The sequence below is a fragment of the Pseudarthrobacter siccitolerans genome (assembly GCF_030823375.1).
Taxonomy (GTDB): domain Bacteria; phylum Actinomycetota; class Actinomycetes; order Actinomycetales; family Micrococcaceae; genus Arthrobacter; species Arthrobacter siccitolerans_A.
This window is the reverse complement of sequence record NZ_JAUSXB010000001.1, coordinates 892,425-911,941: the sequence shown is the minus strand read 5'-3', so window position 1 is coordinate 911,941 and position 19,517 is coordinate 892,425. Positions and strand designations below refer to the sequence as shown.

The 19,517-nt window shown below is 66.0% G+C and carries 15 protein-coding genes and 2 tRNA genes; 14 read left to right on the top strand and 3 right to left on the bottom strand.

Annotated elements, in window-relative coordinates:
- Positions 1–66: 66 nt before the first annotated feature.
- The 5 genes from QFZ36_RS04340 (at position 67) to QFZ36_RS04320 (ending at position 7,646) form a co-directional block, all read left to right on the top strand.
- Positions 67–2,865, top strand: a complete 2,799-nt coding sequence (locus QFZ36_RS04340; protein WP_306634215.1) for an ABC transporter permease — start codon at positions 67–69, stop codon at positions 2,863–2,865.
- Positions 2,862–3,617, top strand: a complete 756-nt coding sequence (locus QFZ36_RS04335) for an ABC transporter ATP-binding protein (protein WP_306634214.1) — start codon at positions 2,862–2,864, stop codon at positions 3,615–3,617. Before QFZ36_RS04340 ends, QFZ36_RS04335 begins: the two co-directional genes overlap by 4 nt.
- Positions 3,618–3,650: 33 nt before the next feature.
- Positions 3,651–5,210 carry a methionine--tRNA ligase gene (metG, locus tag QFZ36_RS04330; protein WP_306634213.1) on the top strand — a complete coding sequence of 520 codons (1,560 nt, stop codon included), beginning with the start codon at positions 3,651–3,653 and terminating at the stop codon, positions 5,208–5,210.
- Positions 5,211–5,377: 167 nt separating this feature from the next.
- Entirely contained in the window at positions 5,378–6,430 is a 1,053-nt protein-coding gene (locus tag QFZ36_RS04325) for a 3-isopropylmalate dehydrogenase (protein WP_306634211.1), read from the top strand.
- A 103-nt stretch (positions 6,431–6,533) separates the two neighbouring features.
- Complete coding sequence (locus tag QFZ36_RS04320) at positions 6,534–7,646, top strand: branched-chain amino acid aminotransferase (protein WP_306634210.1); 1,113 nt, start codon at positions 6,534–6,536, stop codon at positions 7,644–7,646.
- Between the two features lie 85 nt (positions 7,647–7,731).
- Here the strand turns inward: QFZ36_RS04320 and QFZ36_RS04315 are convergent, their stop codons facing one another.
- Positions 7,732–8,334 carry a hypothetical protein gene (locus tag QFZ36_RS04315; protein ID WP_306634208.1) on the bottom strand — a complete coding sequence of 201 codons (603 nt, stop codon included), beginning with the start codon at positions 8,332–8,334 and terminating at the stop codon, positions 7,732–7,734.
- Positions 8,335–8,454: 120 nt separating this feature from the next.
- On the opposite strand from QFZ36_RS04315, the gene QFZ36_RS04310 reads away from it, so the two are divergent.
- From QFZ36_RS04310 to QFZ36_RS04275, 8 genes are all read left to right on the top strand, one after another.
- A complete protein-coding gene (locus tag QFZ36_RS04310; protein ID WP_306634206.1) occupies positions 8,455–9,255 on the top strand; it encodes an MBL fold metallo-hydrolase in 801 nt (266 codons plus the stop codon).
- Between the two features lie 42 nt (positions 9,256–9,297).
- Positions 9,298–10,074, top strand: a complete 777-nt coding sequence (locus QFZ36_RS04305; RefSeq protein ID WP_306634205.1) for a fumarylacetoacetate hydrolase family protein — start codon at positions 9,298–9,300, stop codon at positions 10,072–10,074.
- Between the two features lie 49 nt (positions 10,075–10,123).
- Positions 10,124–11,638, top strand: a complete 1,515-nt coding sequence (gene gltX / locus QFZ36_RS04300; RefSeq protein ID WP_306634203.1) for a glutamate--tRNA ligase — start codon at positions 10,124–10,126, stop codon at positions 11,636–11,638.
- Positions 11,638–12,372: an HAD family hydrolase gene (locus QFZ36_RS04295; RefSeq protein WP_306634202.1), complete on the top strand. Its 735-nt coding sequence runs from the start codon at positions 11,638–11,640 to the stop codon at positions 12,370–12,372. The genes gltX and QFZ36_RS04295 overlap by 1 nt, the downstream gene beginning before the upstream one ends.
- A 109-nt stretch (positions 12,373–12,481) precedes the next feature.
- Positions 12,482–12,553, top strand: a tRNA-Gln gene (locus tag QFZ36_RS04290).
- 138 nt (positions 12,554–12,691) lie between these two features.
- Positions 12,692–12,767: transfer RNA gene (locus tag QFZ36_RS04285), tRNA-Glu, on the top strand.
- 473 nt (positions 12,768–13,240) lie between these two features.
- Positions 13,241–14,965 carry a dynamin family protein gene (locus QFZ36_RS04280; protein WP_306639089.1) on the top strand — a complete coding sequence of 575 codons (1,725 nt, stop codon included), beginning with the start codon at positions 13,241–13,243 and terminating at the stop codon, positions 14,963–14,965.
- Positions 14,962–16,575 (top strand): GTPase, encoded by a 1,614-nt coding sequence (locus QFZ36_RS04275; protein WP_306634200.1) that lies wholly within the window; start codon positions 14,962–14,964, stop codon positions 16,573–16,575. Before QFZ36_RS04280 ends, QFZ36_RS04275 begins: the two co-directional genes overlap by 4 nt.
- Positions 16,576–16,600: 25 nt before the next feature.
- Here QFZ36_RS04275 and QFZ36_RS04270 read toward each other — a convergent pair whose 3' ends face one another.
- Both QFZ36_RS04270 and QFZ36_RS04265 read right to left on the bottom strand, forming a co-directional pair.
- Positions 16,601–17,152, bottom strand: a complete 552-nt coding sequence (locus QFZ36_RS04270) for a DUF1697 domain-containing protein (protein WP_306634198.1) — start codon at positions 17,150–17,152, stop codon at positions 16,601–16,603.
- Between the two features lie 73 nt (positions 17,153–17,225).
- Entirely contained in the window at positions 17,226–17,945 is a 720-nt protein-coding gene (locus QFZ36_RS04265) for an IclR family transcriptional regulator (protein WP_306634196.1), read from the bottom strand.
- Positions 17,946–18,057: 112 nt separating this feature from the next.
- On the opposite strand from QFZ36_RS04265, the gene leuC reads away from it, so the two are divergent.
- Positions 18,058–19,512, top strand: a complete 1,455-nt coding sequence (gene leuC / locus QFZ36_RS04260; RefSeq protein ID WP_306634194.1) for a 3-isopropylmalate dehydratase large subunit — start codon at positions 18,058–18,060, stop codon at positions 19,510–19,512.
- The last annotated feature ends 5 nt before the right edge of the window (positions 19,513–19,517 follow it).

The window sequence follows — 19,517 nt, the reverse complement described above, 5'->3', positions numbered from 1 at the left end:
TGATCGTCCATGTCCGCCGCACGCGGATTCGAATGTGCGCACGCAATCCAGGTTTCAGGGAGTTCAATGAACGCCGTCCAGAGGTTCATCAGAAGCAGGGTGCTGCTGTTGACCGCGGCCATCCTGATCGCAGCCATGTGCTTGTCGGTCGTCGTCCAAAGTCAGTCGCAGGCGGCTCTCAGCCGGACCGTGAATGAAAATTCACGGGGCCTCTATGACGTCCTGGTCCAGGCCAAGGCGCCCTCGGGTAGCATGCTGCAGCCCGAGATCGCCAACGGCACCGGGGGCATCAGCTTCGAGCAGCTGGACGCCATCCGGAAGCTGTCCGGCACGTCCGTGGCAGCGCCCATCAGCCTGGTGTCCCGCGTGACCCAGAACCTCGAGGCCCCGCGGCTGGACGCCATGGATTACCTCGGCTACAACGCCGGGCTGGCAGGTACCGCGACGGCGGACCAGGCCGCAGGTGCCACCGCTCCGGCCCAGTGGCCCGCGGCAGAGTCCGTGTTGAGCGATCAAGCGAAGAAATACCGGCTCACGGCCAGCGCCGTCAGTTCCGACGGTGTTTCCGAGCAGACGCTGTTCAAGTCCACCGCCGAAGGCACCCTCGGCAAAGCCAAGCTCGTCGAGCAGCAGGCCGCCGGGGGAAGCAGCATCCGCATCGCCGCCCCCGAAGGCGAAACGGGCATCAAGTTCGCGGCACCGGCGGGCGGTTCAGAGCACAACCTCTTCAACCTGTCCGTGTCACTGCCCCTTGCCCCGGAAGTCACGGAGTCAGTGGTCGCCGTTGATCCTGCCGCCGAACGCGCCCTGCTGGGATCTTCCGGGGATTTCCTTGCCCCGCTGGAAAAGGCCCCGCCAGCCGACGCCCGCAACGCCGGCGCCGTCGGACGGTACCTGGAAGGCCTTTTCACCAACGGCATCGGCCTGGACCAGCTGAAGGAAGGACCTGACTTCCTCGGCGTGAAGCTCAAGTACTGGGCACCTCTGATGACCCAGTACCAGCAGGCCAAGCGCACCGGCCAGCTCACCGCAGACTCCCAGGCCATACCCCTGGTGGTCCGCTCGGGCACATCACTGGACCTGAAGTACAACGTCAAGATCGAAGAAATCGACGGCGCCGGCAAGGTGGTCAAGGACGTCGGAACAGTCTCCAGGTCCTTGGGCCAGGACTACCTGCCGTTCGTCTCCAAGGACCCCTTCGTCCTCTCCTGGCCAGGATCCACGGACCACACATCTCTCCTCGGCGCCACCGGCAACTTCAACCAGGGGCTCTACACGCCCGCCCAGTGGAGTACCGCTTTCGCTGCGGCCCCGCAGTACACCGACGGCAAAACAGCAGCCAACGGCGCAGTGGACAAGGCTGCAGTGCCCGGCGAATGGGTTACCGTGAACCGGCTGCCCGAAAAGAGCGCCAACGGCACCCCGGTGGACCAGACCCAGCGCGAACCCGTGGACGAGCGGTCCTACCGCGAAAACCTGGAGACCGGCGCGAATAAGGTCTCGGCTCCGCTGGCCATGGTGTACGGCACCTTCGACCCCTCCGCGGTGGCGAAGGCGGCCGGTGACGTCAACAGGCTGCCCCTTGGCGGCTACGACCCCACCCCGTTCAGCCTGGTCAAGGACGCCGAGGGCAAGGACGTTCCGGCCGCCGAGCTTAAGCCTTCCCTGAGCGCCACCGGGCTTGCCAGCCAGTCCGCCGGCGCCATCACCGATTACTACGGCCTCGCTGCCGCCCGCGGCTACACGCAAAACGCGGCAGTAATCGATGCCGTCCGTGTCCGCGCTGACGCACCCGGAAGCTGGAAGGAGGCCCAGCCGGAGGTTGAAAAGCTGGCCGCCGAGATCCGGAACATGGGCCTGGAAGCCACTATCGTGGCCGGCTCCGCCCGTGAAGACGCCAGCATCTTCGTTCCCGGCTACTCCAAGGACGACGCCGGCAAGGAGTCGGCCCTGGGCACGGTCCAGCAGTCCTGGGTCCGGCAGAACGCTGCCGACGCCGTGACCGGGTCCCTCTCCGGTACCAACATCACGCTGCTCTTCCTGACGCTGTGCGGGGCTGCACTCCTGACGGGTGCCTCCACCGTGAGCTACATCCGTAAACGGCGCTCCGAAGCCGGAACCCTCCGCGCCATGGGGTGGACCCAGCGCCGGATCCGCAGCTGGGTCCTGGAGGAATTCGGGGTGGGCGCGGTCCTGCTTGCCGTTGCCGGCCTCGTCCTGAGCCTTGTGAGCTGGAGCCTCGCCACCGCCCTGGTGTCCGTTTCCGTCCTGGTGCTGTACGCCGCAGCGGCCTTCTTTGCCGCCCAGCAGCTCCGCCACCGCGATGTCATCGACCAGGAGCCGCAGCATGACGAAAGGCTCATCCCGGTGGACTCGCCGCTGACCTTCGCGAACCGTCAGCTCGGCACCAACAAGTTCAACACGCTGTCCCTGGCTGTTGCTGTCGGCGTCTTCGGCGCCGCCGTGGGCGGGCTGATCGCGCTGCTGATCGACATCCCCCGTGCGGCCGGCGCCAGCGCACTGAGCGGCCTCGCGGCTGCCAGCGTTGCCCTGCCGAGCATCCTCCTGGCGCTCTCCGGCGTGGTGGTGGGACTGGTGCTCACCCTCGTCACCGGGCGGTTTGAACTCAATGCCAAGCGCCAGTACCTTGGCATCCTCGAAGCCATGGGCTGGAACCCGGACATGCTCCGCCAGGTCCGGTTGTTCGAGAATGCGCTGGTGGGAACCGTGGCCCTGCCGCTGGGCGTGCTGGGCGCCCTCGGCATCGGCCTGCTGCTGGCCCCCTACGCCGCCCTGTGGGCAGGCGTGGCCGGGCTCGTGGCTGTACTTTGCTGGATACCGATTGCAACGAAAGTGGTCCAATGACAAACCCGACGAATGTCCAGCGGAGCCGCCGGTCCGGCTCCGGCGACGTCCCCCTGCAGACGCGCGCCAATACCATCGTCAAGGCCGCTGACCACGGGACCCCGCTGGAACTGAGCGACATCACCATCCGCTACGGGGGCGGCAAAGGCGGGGCGGAAGCCGTCAGCGTGGTGGAAGGCTTCGACCTGACGCTGCACGCGGGTGAGATGCACTGCGTCGCCGGCCGAAGTGGCTCAGGCAAGACCAGCATCCTGACAGTCAGCGCCGGACTGACCCTGCCGACGTCGGGCCGCGTCTTCTGGGAAGGCGACTCCCTCGAAAGCATGGGCGACGACGAAATCGCCGACCGCCGTCGGGCACTCATCGGCTATGTGGACCAGGGCGGTGCCCTGATCGACGGGATGAGCGCCCTGGAGAACGTGCTGTTGCCGGCGGTTCCCGACGGCGAAGTGGACCAGCGCCGGGACATGGCCAAGGACCTGCTGGATCTGGTGGGCCTGGGCCGCCGCATGCGGCACCGCCCCGCCCAGCTGTCCGGCGGTGAACGCCAGCGCGTCGCGATTGCCCGGGCACTGATTCTGGGCACCAGGGTCCTCGTCGTGGACGAACCCACGGCGAGCCTCGACCGAGCTTCCGCGAACCGCATTATCAGCATCCTGAAGGACACCACGTCCGATGGCATCGCAGTGCTGGTTGCCTCGCACGACCATGAACTCGTCCGGCTCAGCGATACCCTGACTGAACTGATCTAGCCTGTCCCTCCGCACCGAAGGTAACGTCCTCCCGTGACTGCTTCAGAGAAAACGCCGTTCTACATCACCACGGCCATCACCTACCCCAACGGCGTGCCCCACATCGGCCACGCCTACGAGTACATAGCCACCGACGCCATGGCGCGCTTCAAGCGGCTGGACGGCTATGACGTGATGTTCCTGACCGGCACGGACGAGCACGGGATGAAGATTGCCCAGACCGCGGAAAAGGAAGGCATCACGCCCAAGGAACTGGTGGACCGGAACGCCGAGGTCTACAAGGACGCGCATGCAGCCCTGGGCATCACGTACGACCGCTTTATCCGCACTACTGACCAGGACCACTACGCCGCCTCGCAGGCCATCTGGAAAAAGATGGAGGCCAACGGGGACATCTACCTTTCCAAGTACGAGGGCTGGTACTCGGTCCGGGACGAGGCGTTCTACGGCGAGGACGACACCGTAGTCAAGGACGACGGCGTGCGCTACTCCAAGGAGACGGATACCGAGGTGACCTGGACGGCTGAGGAGAGCTACTTCTTCCGGCTTTCGGCCTATCAGGACAAGCTCCTCGCACTTTACGAGGCGCAGCCTGAGTTCGGCGCCCCGCAATACCGCTTTAACGAAGTCATCAGCTTCGTGAAGCGCGGCCTGGAGGACCTGTCCATCAGCCGCACCACCTTCGACTGGGGCGTCCCGGTACCGGGCAACGACAAGCATGTGATGTACGTCTGGGTGGATGCCCTGACCAACTACCTCACCGGTGTGGGCTACCCGGACGTCGACTCAGAGAAGTTCCGGAAGTTCTGGCCTGCCGATGTCCACATCATTGGCAAGGACATCTCCCGCTTCCACGCCATCTACTGGCCGGCCTTCCTGATGAGCGCCGGACTGGACCTGCCGAAGCGGGTCATGATCCACGGCTTCCTGCACAACAACGGCGTTAAGATGTCCAAGTCCCTGGGCAACGTGGTGGCCCCGGCCGACTTCGTGGCGCAGTACGGCCTTGACCAGGTGCGGTTCTTCTTCCTGCGCGAGGTGCCGTTCGGAGCTGACGGCAGTTACAACCATGAGGCGATCGTCGGCCGGATGAACGCCGACCTTGCCAACAACTTCGGAAACCTGGCCCAGCGTTCCCTGTCCATGGTGGCGAAGAACTGCGAAGGCAGGGTCCCGGTTCCCGGCGCATTCACGGATGCGGACAACGCGATCCTTGCACAGGCCGGCGGCCTCCTCGAAGCCGCACGGGCAGCGTTTGAAAAGCAGGAATTCAGCCGCGCCCTCGAAGTAATCTGGGGCGTGCTGGGCGACACCAACGCCTACTTCGCCGAGCAGGCACCCTGGGTGCTGCGGAAGACCGACGTCGAACGCATGAACACTGTGCTGTACGTGACGCTGGAAGTCCTGCGCATCGTGGCCATCCTGGCCCAGCCGGTGATGCCAACGGCAACGGCCGCGCTCCTGGAGACCCTGGGTCAGCCCGAAGGGGAGGCCCGGCAGTTCGCCGCCATCGGCACGCGCCTTGCTGCCGGCACGGAATTGCCGGCACCAGCCCCGGTGTTCCCCAAGTATGAGGAACCCGCGGAGGGCTGACGCGCTCTCGCTTTCGGCAGGTTTTTCCCGGACGCTCTATCACCTCTGGACAGAAGGTGATAGAGCGTCCGCTGTTTTCCTGCAGGTGATGAGCGAGCGTGGCGATGGGATGTTCGGATAATGAGACAGCTTGACCGGCATATGGATGACCTCGCTACGCTGAAAGCATGAGCGCATCCTCCATCGATCTTGCAGTTATCCCCGGCGACGGCATTGGCCCTGAGGTCATTGCGGAGGCACTGAAGGTGCTGGAGAAGGCCGTGGCCGCCGAGGGCGTCGAGCTTAAGCAAACGCACTACAAGCTCGGCGCGGAGCATTGGCTGGCCACCGGCGAAACCCTCCCGGACCACGTCCTGGCAGACCTCCGCACCCGGGACGCCATCCTGTTCGGCGCCGTGGGGGCAGCCCCGGGCGACACGCGCATTCCGTCCGGCATCATCGAACGCGAGATGCTGCTCAAGCTCCGCTTCAGCCTGGACCACTACGTCAACCTGCGGCCTTCACGGCTCTACGGAACGGTGGGCAGCCCCCTGGCCAACCCCGGTGTCATCGATTTCATCGTGGTGCGCGAAGGAACCGAAGGCCCGTACGTCGGCAACGGCGGCACCCTCCGCGCGGGCACGCCGCACGAAGTGGCCACCGAAGTTTCGCTGAACACGGCCCACGGCGTGGAGCGCGTGGTCCGGGACGCCTTCCGCCGCGCCAGCCTCCGGGAGCGCAAGCACGTCACCCTGGTCCACAAGCACAACGTCCTCGTCTTCGCAGGCCACCTGTGGAAGCGCACTGTCGAGGCGGTGGCCCAGGAGTTCCCCGAGGTCACGCATGACTACCTCCACGTGGACGCCGCCACTATCTTTATGGTCACCGAGCCGTCACGCTTCGACGTGATCGTCACGGACAATCTCTTCGGCGACATCCTCACCGACCTCGCCGCAGCCATCACCGGCGGCATCGGCCTGGCAGCTTCGGGGAACATCAACATGGACCGCACCGCGCCGTCCATGTTCGAACCGGTCCATGGTTCGGCCCCGGACATCGCCGGACAGGGCAAAGCCGACCCCACCGCCGCCATCCTGTCGGCGGCACTGCTGCTGGACCACCTCGGCTTCGCCGCAGCGGCGCGCAGGATTGAAGCGGCAGTAGTTGCCGACGTCGAAAAGCGCGACGGCGGGGCACGCAGCACCAGCGCGGTGGGCGACGCCATCGCCGCCGGCCTCTAGCCGCGCCGGGGCCTGCCGGCAACGGGCGTAAGCTTGTCTCGAATCACCAAATGCCGCCTTGCCGTTCAACGCTGAATCCAGGGCGGCCGATCGTGGAGGAACCATGACTCAGACTGCCCACGGCGTCGAATTTAGCCAGCAACTCTCGGCCAACCCGAAGTCTGCTGAAGAGCGTGCAGCCATCCTGGCGAACCCGGGATTCGGCAACTACTTCACCGACAACACCGCCATCGTCGACTACAGCGTGGACGAGAACGGCAACGGCGGCTGGCAGAATGCCCGGATTGAAGCGTACGGGCCGATCGTCCTCGATCCCTCCGCTGCTGTTTTCCACTACGGCCAGGAGATCTTCGAGGGGCTCAAGGCCTACCGCCACGCCGACGGATCCATCTGGACCTTCCGGCCGGAGGCAAACGCTGCCCGCCTGAACAAGTCCGCCCGCAGGCTCGCCCTGCCCGAACTGCCGGCTGAGTACTTCCTCGGCGCCATCCGCGAACTCGTGGCAGCTGATAAGGAATGGGTCCCCAGCGGCGACGGTGAAGCACTGTACCTGCGGCCGTTCATGATCGCCACCGAAGCCTTCCTCGGCGTTCGCGCAGCCCGCGAAGTCTCCTTCCGGGTGATCGCTTCGCCCGCCGGCAACTACTTCGGCGGCGAGCTGAAGCCGGTATCCATCTGGATCTCCCGCGAGTACGCCCGCGCCGGCCGCGGCGGAACCGGCGATGCCAAGTGCGGCGGCAATTACGCTGCCTCCCTTATCGCCCAGCAGGAAGCTGAAGCCAACGGCTGCAAGCAGGTCCTCTTCCTGGACCACTTCAACGATGACGCGGTGGAAGAACTGGGCGGAATGAACGTGTTCTTCGTGCTGAAGGACGGCTCACTGGTGACCCCCGCGCTGACCGGCACCATCCTGGAAGGCGTTACCCGGATGTCCGTCATCCAGGTAGCCAAGGACATGGGCCGCGAAGTCGTCGAGCGCAAGATCACCCTTGAAGAGTGGCGCGACGGCGTTGCCTCAGGTGACATCGCAGAGGTCTTTGCGTGCGGCACGGCGGCAGTGATCACGCCCATCGGTGTTCTGAAGGACGCCACCGAATTCATCGGTTCCGAGGATGCCAAGGCAGGGGAGACCACCATGGCCATCCGCCAACAGCTGCTCGGCATCCAGACAGGCGCCGTCCACGATACCCACGGCTGGCTCACCCGCCTCGCTTAGTCCCGCTTTTACCTGACTGCAGCAATTACGACGGCGCCTGCCGGGCTCATGCCCGGCAGGCGCCGTTCGTTCTGCAACCCGGAGATTAGCGCCGCGCAGCCTTCCGGGCGGCATTCTTCAGCGCCTTGCGGGATACGGGCTTAAGGGCCTTCCTGGCCGCTTCCTCCTCCAGGGCCCGCTGACGTCGGGCATCAAGGAGGTCATTCCACAGGGTGGTAGCGAAAACTCCCCCGTCCTGGCTGTACAACTCATAGGGATACGAGGCAAACCCGGCCGGGGGAGTGCCGTCAGGAAGCTGTTCGCCCGAGGTCCGGGCCACGGCATCCGCTACCGCCCACGTTTCGGTCAGGTGGGGCACCAGGTTGACTTCCACAAACGCGTTCGGGTCGGCGGATACGGCAGCCCTCTCGAGCAGGATCTCGAGCTGCTGCTCCAGGTGTTCGGCGGCTGCCTCTGCAACTGACGACCCGTCATCGGTGGCCTTGGCCAGCACGGCTTCCTGTTCGGCCACCGCTTCCGCCCAGTCGTCTGTGCGGCGGAATGCCTGCCAGGTGGGAAACCAGACAACGCCCCCCGTCGCGTGGTTGTGGATGTGCCGGAGGCCGGTGCTCTTCTCAGTGGCAGCATGGTCATGGCCGGCGGCATCAGCGCCGGCGAGAAGGTCTGCAAGAGTAGTGGTGGTGCTCATTATGTCTGGTCCGCTTCCTGGTGGAGTTGATCTGGTCTTCCGGCGTCAACCCGGTCTGCTGGCTGTTCTATTCCTGCTGGCAAGGGATGTTGGGCCGGCGCTCGGTGCGAAGATGGGAAAGTGACTTCAGCTTCCGGCCCCTTCCTCCAGCGCAGCTCTGGCCTGACCCAGTTCATCCTGGCCCCCAATCCCGGGCCGATGAGCCTGGACGGGACCAACTCCTACGTGCTGCGGGTGCCCGGTTCTGCCGGCGCCGTGGTGGTGGACCCGGGACCGCTGGACGAGGCGCACCTCCAGGCCCTTGCCGGTGCGGGGCCCGTGAAACTGATCCTCATCACCCACCGCCACGCCGACCACACAGCAGGTTCGGCCCGGCTGCACCAGCTGACGAGGGCTCCCGTCCGTGCCGCCGATGGTGTCCACTGCCATGGAAGCGGCACGGCGCTGCAGGACGGGGAGGTACTGTCCGCAGCCGGGGTCGAGGTGAGGGTCATGGCCACGCCTGGCCACACCTCCGATTCCGTGTGCTTCCACCTCCCCGCCGACGGCACGTCCGGTTCCACACTTACCGGGGATACCATCCTGGGCCGCGGCACCACCGTTCTTGACTACCCTGACGGGACCCTCGCGGACTACCTCACGTCGCTGGACAGGCTGGAAGCCTTGGGGCCCGGGACAGTCCTTCCCGCCCACGGTCCAGTACTGCCGTCCCTTGCGGATATCGCCCGCGCCTACCGCAGCCACCGCCTCGAACGGCTGGCGCAAATCCGCGCGGCCCTGGACAGCCTGGGCCGGGACGCGGCCGTAGGTGACGTCGCCGACGCCGTCTATGCCGACGTCGACCCTTCCGTCCGGCGGGCCGCCGAGACCTCTGTTGCCGCCCAGCTTCACTACCTGCGCGGCGGAGCAGCGCCGCAGTAGCGCCGCCGGGGAGCCGGCTGCCGAGACGGTAGGGTAGGAGCCATGCGTATTGCCAGGTTTGTCGTCGATTCTGATCCCCTCTACGGCGTTGTCGAAGGTGACACAGGCAGTGAGGTCATCACTGTTATCCATGGAGACCCCTTCTTCAACGGGGTGGAGCGCACCTCCGTCCGCCACAAGCTGGAAGACGTCCGGCTGCTCGCACCTATCATTCCGCGCAGCAAGGTGGTCGGCGTCGGACGCAACTTCGTGGAGCACGCGCACGAACTCGGCAACGAGGTTCCCGCCCAGCCGCTGCTCTTCCTCAAGCCCAACACCGCTGTCGTGGGTCCCAACGATCCTGTGGTGCTGCCCGAATTCTCCGAGGAAGTCTCCTTCGAGGCGGAACTGTGCGTGGTGATCGGCCGGATCTGCAAGGACGTGCCCGAGGACCGCGTTGACGACGTCATCTTCGGCTATACCTGCGGCAACGACCTCACCGCCCGGGATGTCCAAAAAAGCGACCTCCAGTGGACCCGCGCCAAGGGCTTTGACACGTCGGCGCCGCTGGGTCCCTGGATTGAGACGGACCTTGATCCGGAGGACGTGCAGATCCAGGCCCGGCTCAACGGCGAGCTGCGGCAGGACGGCAGCACCAGCCAGATGATCAGGGGAGTGCGGGAACTCGTCTCCGTTGTCTCCCAGGCGTTCACCCTCCTGCCCGGCGACGTCATCATGACGGGGACGCCGGCCGGCGTGGGCCTGGTGACCGCAGGTGACCGCATTGAGGTGGAGATCGAGGGCATCGGGCGTTTGTCCAACCCCATAGTCCGCCGCTGACCCTTGCCGCGGCGGGCGGCGGGCGGCAGACGGTAAAGTTGAAGCCACTATGACTACTGCTTCTGCGTCGACTGCTGCCTCCATCCCGCCCGTCACCGCGGAGACGCCCGTACGGGTGCGTTTCTGCCCTTCGCCCACCGGCACCCCGCACGTGGGGCTGATCCGTACGGCCCTCTTCAACTGGGCCTACGCCCGCCACACCAAGGGCACCATGGTGTTCCGGATCGAAGACACCGACGCGGCCCGTGACAGTGAGGAAAGCTACCACCAGCTGCTGGACGCCTTGAAGTGGCTGGGCATCGACTGGGACGAGGGTGTGGAGGTGAGCGGCCCGCACGAACCCTACCGGCAGTCGCAGCGCGGCGGCATCTACCAGGATGTGATTGCACGCCTGCGGGACGGCGGGTTCATCTACGAGTCCTACTCCACCCCGGAGGAAATCGAGGCCCGCCACCGCGCCGCAGGACGTGATCCGAAGCTGGGCTACGACGGCTTTGACCGCCACCTGACGGACGAGCAGCTCGCCCAGTACAAGGCCGAAGGCCGGGATGCCGTTCTGCGCCTCCGCATGCCCGACGAGGACATCACCTTTACCGACCTGGTGCGCGGCGACATCACTTTCCGCGCCGGATCGATACCGGACTTCGCAGTGGTCCGTGCCAACGGTGCGCCGTTGTACACCCTGGTCAACCCGGTGGACGATGCCCTCATGGGCATCACCCACGTGCTTCGCGGGGAAGACTTGCTCAGCTCCACGCCCCGGCAGATCGCACTGTACCGTGCGCTGTATGCAGTGGGCGTGGCACAGTACATGCCGGAGTTCGGCCACCTGCCGTACGTGATGGGACAGGGCAACAAGAAGCTCTCCAAGCGTGATCCGGAATCCAGCCTGTTCCTGCACCGGGAGCGCGGCTTCATCCCCGAAGGCCTGCTGAACTACCTCTCCCTGCTGGGCTGGTCCCTGAGCGCCGACGAGGACATTTTCACCGTTGAACAGCTGGTGGAGCATTTCGATATCCACGATGTGCTGGGCAACCCTGCACGCTTCGACCTGAAGAAGGCCGAGGCCATCAACGGAACGCACGTCCGGATGCTGGCACCCGAGGTTTTCCGGGAGCGGCTGGCCCCGTACCTGCGCGCCGCCGACCTGGTGGGCGAGATCCTGACGGACCGCGAAGAGGAAATCCTCACCGAGGCCGCGCCCCTGATCCAGGAGCGCATCACCCTGCTGGGGGAGGCGCCCGAAATGCTGGCATTCCTCTTCAAGGCCGACGACGCCATCGATATCGCAGCTGACGCTCTCAAGGGACTGCCGGAGAACCTGACGGACGTGCTGGACGCCGCGATCGCTGCGCTCGAACCTGTCGGGGACTGGACTCCGGACGCCATCCAGGCAGCCCTGAAGCAGGCTTTGGTCGAGGACCTGGGACTCAAGCCGCGCCTTGCTTTCGGACCGGTACGCACGGCCGTTTCCGGACGCCGCATCTCGCCTCCGTTGTTCGAGTCCATGGTGATCCTCGGCAAGGAGTCCTCCCTCCGCCGGCTCAAGACCTTCCGCGGCTGATGACGGCTCCCAGCCAGGCAAAGGGTGCGGTCCTGGAAACACCCTTCGGCGCAGTCCGTGGCGTGCTGTTCGACATCGACGACACCCTCGTTGACCTCGAATACTCGATGACCACCGCCCTGCGGGAGGTCAGCGAACACCTCCTGCCCGGCCTCGACCAGGCCGGGTGGGAACGGTTCGGGCGGATCTTTACGCACGAAACCACTCACTACTACGACCGGTACCTGGCCGGCGAGCTGACGTTCAACGAACAGCGCCTGCTCCGCGGCCGCGCCGCGCTGGGACATTTCGGGGTTGAGCTTGCGGGCGAGCAATCGCACCAGTGGCTTAACGCCTACATGGAAAAACAGCCCGCGTACGTAAAGCCCTTTCCGGATGTAATGCCGTTGCTGGACAGGCTGGACCGGGCGGGCGTCCCCTACGGTGCGGTCAGCAACAATGTCCACGATTACCAGCGTGCCAAGCTGGACGGGGCAGGACTTGAACGCGTGCGCCGCCTCGTTGGAACCGACACGCTGGGCGTGGCCAAACCGGATCCGGCCATTTACCTCGAAGGGGTACGGCTGCTGGGCACGGATCCTTCCCACACCTTGTATGTCGGCGACAACCGCCTGCTTGATGCCGAGGGCTCGACGGCGGCCGGCCTCCTTGGTGTGTGGCTGAACCGGGCGGGGGAGATTGTGCCGGACTTCGACGGCGGCATGGTGGCATCCCTGGCTGAACTGGTCAGCTAGGTCACACCGGGCCGATTTGTGCGAGCCGGAAGTCTCGGGTAAAGTAATTTCTCGTGCTGAGGCGCACGGAGCAGGGAAGAAGCCCTGAAAACCGGCCCGGAAGTGCCATTGGGATATGGTGTAATTGGCAACACTACGGTTTCTGGTACCGTCATTCTAGGTTCGAGTCCTGGTATCCCAGCTCTGTTGAAAGCCCGCCAGCGGGCAGGAAAACAGACGGTTTCAGCCGGTCCGCCGATTTGAAACCGAAGCGAAGTGTGTGAAAGAATCACTGAGCTTGACCAGCGGAAACGCTGGTTGGAAGTACGGAAAAGTACACGGCCCCATCGTATAGCGGCCTAGTACGCCGCCCTCTCACGGCGGTAACGCGGGTTCGAATCCCGCTGGGGTCACCAACGAAAAGGTCCCGGGCAGACGCCCGGGACCTTTTTTGTTTGCTCCTGATGCATCGCCCCCCAAAACCTGGGATCGCTCCATCACCTCCCGCACTATATTGGGGGACGCTCCATCACCTCCCGCATCAAATTGGGGGACGCTCCATCACGTCCCGCATCAAATTGGGGACGCTCCATCACTTTCGGAAATCTTCCGGGGAACGCCCCGGCGCGCTGCCCGCGCCAGCACCGCCGTCGAACCGCATCAGGAGGTGATGGGGCGTTGAAGGGAAAGCTGCAGGAGGTGATGGGGCGTTGAAGGGAAAGCTGCAGGAGGTGATGGGGCGTTGAAGGGAAACCCGGGGCCGCGAATATTCGGGACCTGCAGGGCGGGCAGGTACGGGACCGAGGCTGTTCTGAACTGGCATGATGATTCTGTGACCTCCCGGAACGAGCAGGACTTACCGCACGATCCAGAGCCAGCACAGTCATCGATGGCGGCTGTGGCCCTGCTGGAACAGGTGCGCGGTGATTTGGCCACTGCGGCGCTGCCGTTGGCCTTGCCCGGGGCGGAACAGGCCCGGCGTGATGCTGCCAACGCTGTTGCCCAGCTCGATGACTACATCCTCCCGCGGTACCGGAGCCTTGACGCTCCGCTGCTGGCCGTCGTCGGCGGTTCCACCGGGGCGGGCAAGTCAACGCTCGTCAACGCCCTCGTGGGCCACCCGGTGACCCGGTCCGGAGCCATCCGCCCCACCACAAGGCAGCCCATCCTCCTGCATCATCCGTCAGAGGCGGCCTGGTTTGAGGGCCAGCGCGTCCTGCCCACCCTTAGCAGGATCCGCGGATACGTCACCAGCAGCCCCGTCCCGGCTACGAGTGCAGGGCCCGTCCCGGACCCGGGTGCAATGTCCTCACTTGTCCTGGTAGCCGACCCCGCACTCCCCGAGGGAATCGCACTCCTGGATGCCCCCGACGTCGACTCCATCTCCGACGACAACCGGAAGCTTGCGGGGCAGCTGCTCGCCGCGGCGGATCTGTGGGTCTTCGTCACCACGGCCAACCGCTATGCCGACGCTGTTCCCTGGAAATTGCTCCTGGACGCAGCCGGCCGCGACATCATGGTGGCTGTGGTGCTGGACCGGGTGCCGCCGGGGGCGGAAGCTGAGGTCAGCGAGGACCTGCGCGGCCTCCTGGACCGCGAAGGCCTGGCTGCCGCCCAACTATTCATGATTCCGGAAACAGCACTTGACCCGCTGGGCATGCTTCCCTCCGGCATGGTCCTTCCGCTGCGCACTTGGCTTGGCAATCTCGCCGCCGATTCCGCCGGCCGTTCCGAAATCGCCCGCCGCACCCTCAACGGGACGGTCAGGGCCCTGGCCGGCCGGGTTGCCCTGGTGGCCCAGGCGTCGCGGGAGCAGCAGCAGGCGGCACGCAACCTCGAGACTGCCGCCGTTTCGGCCTACAACGGTGCGGCCACCCGGATCCTCGACGCCACCAGGGACGGCTCACTCCTTCGCGGCGAAGTGCTGGCACGCTGGCAGGACTTTGTGGGCACCGGAGAGTTCTTCCGGACCCTGGAACAGAACGTCGGCCGGTTCCGGGACCGGATGGGCGCCTTCTTCCGCGGTGAACCGCCACCCGCTATCCGCGTGGAAGCAGCCATCGAGACGGGCCTGCAGGCCGTCATCGTGGACGAAGCGGCAAATGCCGCCGAGGACACGGACCAGCGCTGGCGGACGGACCCGGCCGGGCGCCACCTGCTGGGGACGGACGATCTTTCCGGGACAACTCCGGGTTTCGAGGACCGGGCCGCCGCCGAAATCAGGGCCTGGCAGGAATCCCTGATGGAACTGATCCGCACCGAGGGCCAGGGAAAGCGGACCCAGGCCCGCTGGCTGTCCTTTGGCATCAACGGGCTGGGCGCGGCCCTGATGATCGTGGTGTTCTCGATGACGGCCGGGCTGACCGGACTCGAGGTAGGGGTGGCGGGTGGAACCGCCGTTGTGGGCCAGCGGCTGCTTGAGGCGGTTTTCGGCGAGGACGCCGTCCGGCGCATGGCGGAAAAAGCCCGGGAGGACCTCTACACCCGCTGCCAGCGGCTGCTGCAGGACGAACAGCAGAAGTTCCTGTCCCGGCTTCCGGAACGCGACGACAGTTCCGCCCAGTCCCTCGCAGCGCACTCGGACGCGCTGTCCCGGCTGGCGGACACCGCATGAGCCGCCACAGCGACACCCGTGATTCATCACGGCTGGACCGCAGGCTGTCGGCCCTTAACGACGCCCGGGAGCTGGGCGAAGGCGTCCTCCCGGACGAATCGCTCCAGGAAGTGTTCAGTGTGCTGGAGCGTGCCAGCTCGCGGCGGTCGCTGTCCGCTGACCACACGGTGGTGGGATTCTTCGGCGCCACCGGCAGCGGAAAGTCTTCCCTGTTCAACGCCGTCAGCGGAGCGGAAATCGCGACGGTGGCGGCCCGGCGTCCCACCACATCGGAACCTTTGGCGGGGGTGTGGGGAGCGGAGGGCAGCGAGCCGCTGCTGGACTGGCTGGAGGTCCGGAACCGCCACCATGCGGCAGCCGTGGAAGGTTTCGCCGATGAAGGCACCGGCTTGATCCTGCTGGACCTGCCGGACTTTGATTCCACCAAGGCAGCAAACCGTGAAGTGGTCCAGCGGATGGTGGGGCTCGTCGACGTCCTGGTGTGGGTCCTTGATCCCCAAAAGTACGCCGACGCGGCGGTCCACAACGACTTCCTGTCCCGGCTGGCCTCGCACGGGGCCGTCACACTGGTGGTGCTCAACCAGGTGGACCGTCTTCCCGTCCACGACGTGCAGCCTGTACTGGAATCCCTGCGGTCCATCCTTGCCCGCGACGGCCTCGCAAAAGTCCAGGTTCTCGCGGCTTCCGCACTCACCGGGACAGGGGTGGATAAGGTGCGGGAGGCTATCCAACGTGTTGCGGTGAAGCGCAAAGCCCAGTCGCAGCGGCTCGCTGCAGACATCACCCGGGCTTCAGCGTATTTGGGAGCGGTGTCCGGTCACGGCGAGGCCGCTGGAGTCCGGTCCAGCGCGAAGACACGTCTTGCCGACGAGTTGGCCGTGGCGGCGAATGTGCCGGCTGTGGTCCAGGCAGTACGCCAGTCCTACAGGCTCGAGTCAGTGAAGCGGACGGGCTGGCCTGTCACGCGGTGGCTTTCCCGGTTCCGGCCCGACCCCCTGCGGCGGCTCAACCTGCGTGGCACCGCACCGTCGGAGTTGAACCGGACCTCGCTGCCGCCCGCCGGCGCGCCGGAACGCGCCCGGACCGACGCAGCGGTGCGGGAATTTGCCGACGCCGCCAGTGCGGGCGCTCCCGGCCCGTGGCGGGCAGCCATCCGGAGTGCCGCGCGGGAGGGCCGGGAGCGGCTGCCCGATGCACTTGACCAGGCCATTGCCGGAACTGACCTCGCCGCCAACCGAAAATCCTGGTGGTGGGGCTTGTTCAACGTGGTGCAATGGCTGGCCCTGCTCACGGTACTGGGAGGCCTGGTCTGGCTCGGCGTGCTGGCAGCCCTAGGCTACTTCCAGCTGCCCGTACCGGAGGTGCCCAGGGTGGAGGGCTGGCCGGTCCCTACGCTGATGATCGCCGGCGGGGTGGTCCTCGGGATTTTCCTGGCCCTCACGGGCCGTTTCATTGCCGCGGCCGCCGCCAATGCCCGGGCAGCGCGGGCCCGGAAACGGCTGAACTCTGCGGTTGCCGTAGCGGCCCAGGAACTCGTAGTGGAACCCGTGGAGGTTGAAGTCAGCCGGCTGGCAGCCTTCAATGCGGCCCTGAAGGCGGCGGCCGGGTAGACGTAGCGGACCGTGCCGGCGGCAGTCAGCGGCCGGCTGCCTCAAGGTCCGCGGCGGCGTCCCTGACCTTGATGAGGGTGCGCAGGTTACGTGTGGTGGTGGAGGCCTTGAATCTGGACTTGGCCGTGATTTTACTGAACGGGCTCTCCAGCGTTCCGCCGGCGGGTGCCAGCCAGGCCAGCGCCTCGCGGCCCAGCCTCTTTTGCTCCGCGCCCTCCAGCGCGGCTCCGGCTGCCTCAAGTTCGTCCAGCATGCCAACATCGGAGGAGAGGGTGATGTAGGTGTGGGTGGACTTATCGTCGTCCGGGTAGGGGCAGGCCGCCACCAGTTCGGCCACCCGGGCGGCGTCCAGGACCACCACCCAGGCGTCGTAGCCGAAGGTGTCCCGGAGGCATTTTTCGCAGTCCCGTTTTACTGCGGCGGCGTCCGAGGTACTGGTCAGCACGACGTTGCCGCTGGCAAGCAGGGTCCGGGCATCCGGAAAACCTGCTGATTTGAGCGCGTCCCTGAGCTCTGCCATCTTGATGTTGATGCCGCCCACGTTGATGCCGCGAAGAAACACTGAGTAGCTGCCCATGGCGAAAATCCTAGCCCCAGCAGCAAAGCCCCGAGGGGTCAGCCGGTGTTCCTGGCGTGAGGCGTGTCCTGCGTCAGTCGTTGTTCTTGCGGAGCGCCTCGGTGAGGATGCGGGCGGCGTTGCAGACCACTTCCGCATGCAGCCGCCCCGGCTGGCGGGTGAGCCGCTCGATGGGACCGGAAATTGAAACCGCCGCAATCACACGGCCGGACGGTCCGCGCACCGGTGCAGACACGGAGGCGACCCCCGGCTCGCGTTCACCGAGGCTCTGGCCCCAGCCCCGCCGTCGTACTCCTGCCAGGACCGTCGGTGTGAAGCGGGCGGACTGCAACCCTTCAAGCAGGCGGTCGTGGTCCTCCCAGGCAAGCAGCACCTGCGCGGCCGACCCTGCCTTCATGGACAGCTGCGTGCCTACAGGAATGGTGTCGCGCAGGCCGATGGGGCGTTCGGCAGAGGCTACACAGACGCGCCAGTCGCCTTGGCGGCGGAAGATCTGGGCGCTCTCGCCGGTGGCATCGCGCAGCTGCATCAGCACGGGGCCGGCGGATGCGATCAAACGGTCTTCGCCCGCAGCCGACGCCAATTCCACCAAGCGGCTTCCCAGGACGAAGCGGCCCTGGATGTCGCGGCTCACCAGCCGGTGATGCACCAGGGCCAGGGCGAGGCGATGGACGGTGGGCCGGGCCAGTCCGGTTGCCGCCACCAGCTGCGCCAGCGTGGTGGGACCGGCCTCAAGCGCATCAAGCACATGGGCCGCTTTATCAATGACGCCGACTCCACTAGAATTGTCCATGTAATGATATTGCCGTCTCAGTATCTGAGATGCAAATCTTTCGGCTGGCGCGGTGCGAGCCGTACTGGTTCAGTGGATCTCATCAGCCAAACAGCAGTGAAGGGAGATGGCCATGGCAAAGACATTGGCCGAGAAAGTCTGGGACGCGCACGTGGTGCGCAAAGGCGACGGCGACGGAGCCAACGCCCAGCCGGACCTTCTCTTCATCGACCTCCACCTTGTCCACGAGGTCACGTCTCCGCAGGCGTTCGAAGGCCTGCGCCTGGCCGGCCGCCCGCTGCGCCGCCCGGACCTGACCATCGCCACGGAGGACCACAACACTCCCACGCTGGACATCGACAAGCCTATCGCCGATCTCACCAGCCGCACGCAGATCCAGACCCTGCGCAACAACTGCGCCGAGTTCGGTGTCCGGCTGCATTCCCTCGGGGACGCGGAGCAGGGCATCGTCCACGTGGTGGGTCCGCAGCTGGGCCTCACCCAGCCGGGAATGACAGTTGTTTGCGGCGACTCGCACACCTCCACCCATGGCGCCTTCGGGGCGCTGGCCATGGGCATTGGAACCTCCGAGGTGGAACATGTGATGGCCACCCAGACGCTCTCGCTGAAGCCGTTCAAAACCATGGCCATCAACGTGGAAGGCACGCTCCGTCCGGGCGTCACGGCCAAGGACATCATCCTGGCCGTGATCGCCAAGATCGGTACCGGCGGCGGCCAGGGCTATGTCCTGGAATACCGCGGCTCCGCCATCCGCGCCTTGTCCATGGACGCCCGCATGACCATCTGCAACATGTCCATCGAGGCCGGTGCCCGCGCCGGAATGGTGGCGCCGGATGAAACCACATACGAGTACATGCAGGGCCGGCCGCACGCGCCGCAGGGCGCGGACTGGGACGCCGCCGTGGAGTACTGGAACACCCTGCGTACCGACGACGACGCCACCTTTGACGTCCAGGTCGACCTGGATGCCGACACCCTGGAGCCTTTTGTCACCTGGGGCACGAACCCCGGCCAGGGCGTCTCCCTCTCCGAATCCGTGCCCTCCCCAGGAGACTTCGGCGACGAGAACGCCAAGGCTGCCGCCGAACGCGCCCTGCAGTACATGGGCCTTGAGGCCGGCACGCCGATGAAGGACATCCGGGTGGACACAGTCTTCCTGGGCTCCTGCACCAACTCCAGGATGGAAGACCTCCGTGCCGCTGCGGACATTATCCGCGGGCGCCAAAAGGATCCGAACATCCGGATGCTGGTGGTCCCCGGCTCGGCGCGCGTCCGCCTGGAAGCCGAAGCTGAGGGCCTGGACAAGGTCTTCAAGGACTTCGGTGCAGAGTGGCGTTTCGCCGGCTGCTCCATGTGCCTGGGGATGAACCCGGACCAGCTGGAGGTGGGGGAGCGTTGTGCCTCCACGTCCAACCGCAACTTCGAAGGGCGCCAGGGCAAGGGCGGCCGGACCCACCTGGTGTCCCCGGTGGTGGCCGCAGCCACGGCCATCCGCGGCACCCTGAGTTCGCCGTCGGACCTTGATCCGGCCCCCGAGTCCGCCGCCATCCGTACCGACGCAGCCTAGGAGAC